At 64.1% G+C, this 290-nt stretch carries 1 protein-coding gene and 1 pseudogene; one reads left to right on the top strand and one right to left on the bottom strand.

The window, feature by feature from the left end; translation table 11 throughout:
* Window positions 1-207: DUF3175 domain-containing protein (locus tag EN852_RS39680; RefSeq protein WP_135879964.1), on the top strand; the 207-nt coding region annotated here is incomplete at its 5' end.
* Here the strand turns inward: EN852_RS39680 and EN852_RS43025 are convergent.
* Window positions 208-290 (bottom strand): annotated as a pseudogene (locus EN852_RS43025) (FadR family transcriptional regulator); the annotation flags it as partial.

Raw genomic sequence — 290 nt, 5'->3', positions numbered from 1 at the left:
GACGATGCCAGGAAGATCGCCGCCTCGCTCAAGCGCTCGGCCGAGCACAGCCACCGCCGCAAGGCGGAACCGTTCCGGTCCGCCATGTCGATGCTGAATTTCTACATCAACCGCGCCGGCAGCAACCTGCCGGAATCGCGCAAGCGAGTGCTGGAGAAGGCAAAGGACGAGCTGCGCGTCGCCTTCGGCCGCGAAAAGGAAGATTGACTACCGGGAGCGGATGACATCGTCGGTATTGGCAAGCAGCTTGCGTACCGCATTGCGCGCCGCATCCGGTCGCTGCAGCCGGA

Origin of the sequence: Mesorhizobium sp. M2E.F.Ca.ET.209.01.1.1, from assembly GCF_004010375.2 — a bacterium.
Taxonomy (GTDB): Bacteria; Pseudomonadota; Alphaproteobacteria; order Rhizobiales; family Rhizobiaceae; genus Mesorhizobium.
The sequence above is the reverse complement of the archived record's forward strand: the minus strand, read 5'-3'. Positions and strand labels throughout refer to the sequence as shown.